Source organism: Streptomyces sp. NPDC007162 (assembly GCF_040634175.1).
In the GTDB taxonomy this organism is placed as follows: Bacteria; Actinomycetota; Actinomycetes; order Streptomycetales; family Streptomycetaceae; genus Streptomyces.
Window position 1 is genome coordinate 1 of record NZ_JBEYFC010000567.1, and the last position, 5,302, is coordinate 5,302.

At 70.9% G+C, this 5,302-nt stretch carries 3 protein-coding genes and 1 pseudogene; 3 read left to right on the forward strand and 1 reads right to left on the reverse strand.

What is annotated here, in order from left to right; genetic code table 11:
• Positions 1–84: 84 nt before the first annotated feature.
• Positions 85–816: pseudogene (locus ABZ646_RS39280) on the forward strand (hypothetical protein); the annotation flags it as partial.
• A 15-nt stretch (positions 817–831) separates the two neighbouring features.
• Here the strand turns inward: ABZ646_RS39280 and ABZ646_RS39285 are convergent.
• Positions 832–1,935: an LCP family protein gene (locus tag ABZ646_RS39285; RefSeq protein WP_360530331.1), complete on the reverse strand. Its 1,104-nt coding sequence runs from the start codon at positions 1,933–1,935 to the stop codon at positions 832–834.
• A 363-nt stretch (positions 1,936–2,298) separates the two neighbouring features.
• On the opposite strand from ABZ646_RS39285, the gene ABZ646_RS39290 reads away from it, so the two are divergent.
• Both ABZ646_RS39290 and ABZ646_RS39295 read left to right on the forward strand, forming a co-directional pair.
• Positions 2,299–3,318, forward strand: coding sequence for a hypothetical protein (locus ABZ646_RS39290; protein WP_360530334.1), 1,020 nt, complete (start codon positions 2,299–2,301; stop codon positions 3,316–3,318).
• Positions 3,319–3,637: 319 nt separating this feature from the next.
• Positions 3,638–5,275 (forward strand): stealth conserved region 3 domain-containing protein, encoded by a 1,638-nt coding sequence (locus ABZ646_RS39295; protein WP_360530337.1) that lies wholly within the window; start codon positions 3,638–3,640, stop codon positions 5,273–5,275.
• Positions 5,276–5,302: the final 27 nt, after the last annotated feature.

Genomic DNA, 5,302 nt, shown 5'->3' on the forward strand with positions numbered 1-5,302 from the left:
TCGTCCCACGGACGCAGCCGGACCACGTCCAGCACAGCAGTCCACGACGTCCGCCCCGGCTCCAGAGCGGCAATGAAGGAGTAAGGCCACCCGGGAAAGAAGGGCGAGGTCACGGGCGTCCCGGCGGTCGCGGTGGACGCGGAGGGCCGCGCCCATGTGTTCGTCCGCAACGGGGGGCGCGGAGTCAGCATGGTCGCCCAGAAGGAGAAGGGCGGCTGGGACCCCTGGCGCGATCTGAAGGGGCGGCTGGTCGAGGACGGACTCGCGGCGGTGACCGGTGAGTCGGGGCGGGTCGAGGTCTACGCGGCCGTACCCGACGGGATCCTGTACTGGCGTCAGGAGGAGGCGGGCAGGCCGCCCGTGCTCCAGGAGGCCTTGGAGGCACCGGTCCGGCCGGGCACCCTCGCCGCCCTCGCGACCTCGGCCGGGCGCACGACCCTCTACTACACGGACACCGCCGGCGACCTCTGCGCCTGGCGCCCCGGTGGCAAGCCCGCCACTCTGCTGCCGTCGGCCGGCCCCGGCCCGGTCGCGGCGATCCGCTGCGAACTGGACGGCCACGACTGCACCCTGCTCGCGCAGCGTTCGGCGAGCGGCCGGGTCGCCTTCGCCGCCTACCCCACCGAGGACGAGCGGGCCGGTGCCTGGTGGGCCGAGTCCGGCCCGCAGCTCCCCGCGGACGCGACGGTCGCCCTCACCACGGACGAGTCCGGCCGCGTCACCGCGGCGACCCTGTCCCCGGCCACCGGCCAGCTCCTCCTCACCCACCGCAAGGACGAACCGGGGCTGGCGCTGCACGCCTGGCGCGAGGTCTGACGACCTGACCAGATGTCAGTTCCCGCCGGTGGCAGGGGACTTCTTCGCCGATTCCGGGATGGTGGAGTCGGTGCGGATCGCCTTCCAGAGCGTAGCCGCCTGCGGTTCGGCGGCCACCACACGGTTCGGGTCGACCTTGTCGTACGCCACCGGCAGCATGATCGTCTCCATGGTCGACGGGCTGACGCCGTTCAGGCTGCGGCCGAACTCGGCGAGCTTGGTGAGGGAGGCGAGTTCGGAGTCGGTGGTGAGCGCGGCGGTCAGCTTGTCGGCGATCTTGTATGCCTTCACCGGACTGCCCAGCAGGTCCTGCTTCTGGATCTCCGAAAGCAGCGCGATCATGAACTGCTGCTGGAGGCCTATGCGGCCGAGGTCGCTGCCGTCACCGATCCCGTGCCGGGTGCGGACGAACTGGAGGGCCTGGGTGCCGTTCAGCCTGTGGGTGCCCTTGGTGATGTTCAGGCCGCTGGAGGAGTCGTGGATGTCCTGGTCGACGGTGACGGTCACCCCGCCTATCGCGTCCACCAGGCCCTTGAAGCCGGCGAAGTCGACCTCGACGTAGTGGTCCATGCGGACACCGGACATCTGCTCCACGGTCTTGACCACACAGGCCGGACCGACCTGGGAGTAGATGGAGTTGAACATCACGCGCTTTGCGGAGGCCACCGGGGTGCCGTCCGCCTTGGTGCACTCGGGACGGGTCACCAGGGTGTCGCGCGGGATGCTGACGGCGACGGCCTGCTTGCGGCCCTCGGGTATGTGTATCACCAGCGCGGTGTCCGAACGGGCGCCGGACACCTTGGCGTCGTCCAGCTTCGCGTTGGCCCCGGCCCGTGAGTCGGAGCCCAGGATCAGGACGTTCTGGCCCGAGGTGGGCAGCTTCTCCGGACGGTCGTCGCCGATCGACCTGTTGATGTCGACGCCCTTGATGTTGCCGTCGATCCCGCTGTAGAGCCAGTAGGCGGTGCCGGCCCCGGCGAGGACCAGCACGGCCAGGGAGAGCAGGATCCAGCGGCCGGTCCGGCGCTTGCCGGTACGCCCACGCCTGCGCCCTCGCCCGCCGCCGGGCCCGGAGGTGCCGTCGCTGTCGTTGGAGGACGGCGTCGATACGTGGCTCATCCTGGTTCGAGTCCTCATGTGTCGTGCCCTGGAGGGCGAATGCGGTGGCTCGGGACTCGGGTGGGGGAGGGCCGGTCCTTGATCTGCCGGATGACGTTGCACTATAGACACCCCGTCCGGACAGTTGTGCGGTCGGAGTGACGAAAACATGAACGCAGACCCTCGGACGAGCGGCTTTCTGGGAGGCCGGGGAGGCGGTCGGCGCCGGCGGGGGGCTGCCGGAGGAAGAGGAAGAGGGGGCACCGGATGGGGGCCAGGACCGGGCGTGCCGGGCGCGGACGCGCGGGCACACCGAGAGGAGCCGGCACACCGCGCGGAGCCGTGGGCCGGGCGCCGTACGAAGGTCCACGGGCCGTCGGTGTCGTGGACGGCCGCTGGCTCGTGCGCGGTCGCGACGGGCGGCTCACCGCCTACGCGCGCACCGGCGCAGGGCTGTTGCGCTGGACCGAGGCGCGCCCCGGCGGTCCGGAGTGGACCGGGCCGGACTTCTTCGCCGCCCCCGGCGTCACGGACGTGTCGGCCGCCCAGGGCGCCGACGGTTATGTGCACCTGGTCGCCCGGCGGGAGCCGGGCGGCTCCGCCCCCGTCGACATCGTGCACGCGGTGCAGTACCAGACCGGCAGGCCGGTCACCGAGTGGCGCTCGATGGGAAATCCCGGCCGGACCCCGGAGCGCGCGGCGCTGGTGGCGGCACCGGCCGCTGCCGTGAGTGCGTCGGGGCGGGTGCATGTGTTCGTCCGCAACGCGGGTGGCGGGGTCTGCCTGCGCCGGGAGGCGCCGGACGGGCGCTGGGAACCCTGGCGGGACCTGCGCGGCGGTGGCGTGCGGCCGGGCATGACGGCCACCGCCACCGGCACCGGCCGGATCGAGCTGTTCGTGCCGGGGGAGGGTCCTGCGATGCGCTGGTCCCAGTCCGAGCCGGACGGTGAGCCGGAGCGCTGCCCCAACCTGGCCGTCTCCGTGGCCGAGGGCAGTCCCGCCGTGCTGGAGACCGCCCGGGAGCGGGTGACCTTCTACTGGACGGACGCGGCGACCGGCGGGATCGTCGGGCATCGTCCCGGCAGTTGGGTCGTCCCGCTGGGCGGGGCACCGGCCGTCGGCCGGATCGCGGCCCTGCGCACCGCTCTCGACGGGTACGACTGCACGGTCCTCGCCACCCGCGACCAGACGGGGGAGATCGCGCTCGCGGCCTTCGGCACCGAGAACGAGGGCGCCGGCGTGTGGTGGTCGCCCACCGGGGAGCGCTGTGCGCACGGTCCCGCGCTGGCCCGGGACGCGCACGGGCGGGTGGTCCTGGCCTTCCTGGACGAGGCGGGCGCGCTGTGCGTGGCGCGCCAGTCGGCCGAGGCGGGACTGGTGCTGGACCGCTCGGTCCGGGTGTGACCGGCCGGGGCGACGCACAGGCGAGAGAAATGTAAGTGACACGTATCTCACGGGTAAGAAAACAACTAGACAATGTGTTGGCAAAGATGTGAAGATCCGGTGGCCTGATCCGTTCGTCCGGAAGTGAGCGGCAGGCGAGCTGAATCGTTTGTACGGGGCATGAGGGGGGTCTCAGCCCTTGCCAAGGTGCTGAGGAGTTGGAGTGAGCCCGGGTAATCCTGAGGCGAGCGCGCTCGTTTCGACCTACCGATCACTGGTGCCGGTGCGGGCCCGGCGGCGCATCGTCCGCCGCATTCCCCGTCCGCTGCGCCAGGGGGTCATGCGGATCCTGACGGCGGCGGACGCCATGCGCACCGCCCTGGCCGGAGTCGTCCTCGGGGCGGCCCGCGGCCCCGCCCGGCACGGCGCCGAGGTGGTCCTCCGGGTGATCCGTCTCGACGGACAGCACGTGCGGGCCATGGTCGTGCCCGGCGCCACCGAATGGGCCGCCAGGGCACGCAACCTCCATCTGCTGGTGGCCGTCCTCGAAGAGGCGGAGATCGAGTACTTCGCCGTGCGCGGCACGGGAGGAACCGTTCCTGCAGTGGCGGTGCCGGCAGCGCTGCGCGAGGACGTCGAGGACGTCCTCCAACTGGTCTGCAGCCGCGACCCCGGATATGTCCGCGCCGCTTCGGGGGGCCAGTCCCGTGCCGGGTCGTCCGCACAGGCCTGGCGGAAACTCCGCTCGCAGAAGGTGCTGAACGTGGCCTGGGTCGTGTGCGACCCCACGGAGAACCTCGCCTTCGGCCATGAGTCCGGCTGCGAGCTGGAGTTCTGGGCGGAGGAGGACGGCGAACTCGTCGCACCCCGTCCCAACTCCGTGATCACCAGCACTCCGTTGGGCGGTGAACGGCGACTCGCCGAACAGCGCCTGTTCAGCCCCGTACCGTTCCTCTACGGCACCGGACAGACCCGTACGCTGCCCGAGTTCACAGCCGCCCTGATCGGCGACCACCGCTACCCGATCGACATCGTCTACACCTGGGTCGACGACTCCGACCCGGCCTGGAGAGCGAGCAAGGACGCCGTACGCCGGCAGTTCATCGAGGGCTCCACGTCGCTGCACGAGCAGGCCGACAACGACGCCCGGTACACCAGCCGCGACGAGCTGCGGTACTCCCTGCGCTCGATCCACCAGTTCGTGCCCTGGGTCCGCAACATCTTCCTGGTGACCGCGGGGCAGGTGCCCGGCTGGCTCGACACCGAGTACCCGGGCCTGCGGGTGGTGGACCACCGGGAGATCTTCTCCGACTCCCGTGCGCTGCCGACCTTCAACTCCCACGCCATCGAGAGCCAGCTGCACCACATCCCGGACCTCGCGGAACACTTCCTCTACCTGAACGACGACGTGTTCTTCGGCCGGCCGGTCCGCCCCGAGCAGTTCTTCCATCCCAATGGCCTGACCAAATTCTTCATGTCCAAGGCGCTGATCCCGTCCGGCCAGATCTCCCCCGACGACCTTCCCGTGAACGCCGCCGGCAAGAACAGCCGGGGTCTGATCGCCCAGCAGTTCGGCACGTTCATCTCGCAGAAGATGAAGCACACCCCGCACGCCCTCAGACGCTCCGTCCTCGCCGAGATCGAGCAGGTCTACGCGCGTGCGCACTGGGTCACGCAGCACTCGCGGTTCCGCTCCCCGCACGACACGCCCGTCGCCTCGTCGCTGCACCACTACTACGCCTACCACTCGGCCAGGGCCACGGTCGGCGACCTGCGCTACGTCTACATCGACATCGGTGAGCAGCGCGCCCAGCAGCGGCTGAACCGGCTGGTCGCCCGGCGCGACTTCGACACCTTCTGCATCAACGACACGATCGTTCCCGAGGACCGGGACGCGCAGGCGCGCATGGTCGCCCGCTTCCTCGACGCCACCTCGCCATCGCCGTGGCCCGGTACGGCTTCAAGGAAGCCAGCATGACCAACCGGGTCAAGGTCCTCACCGGAC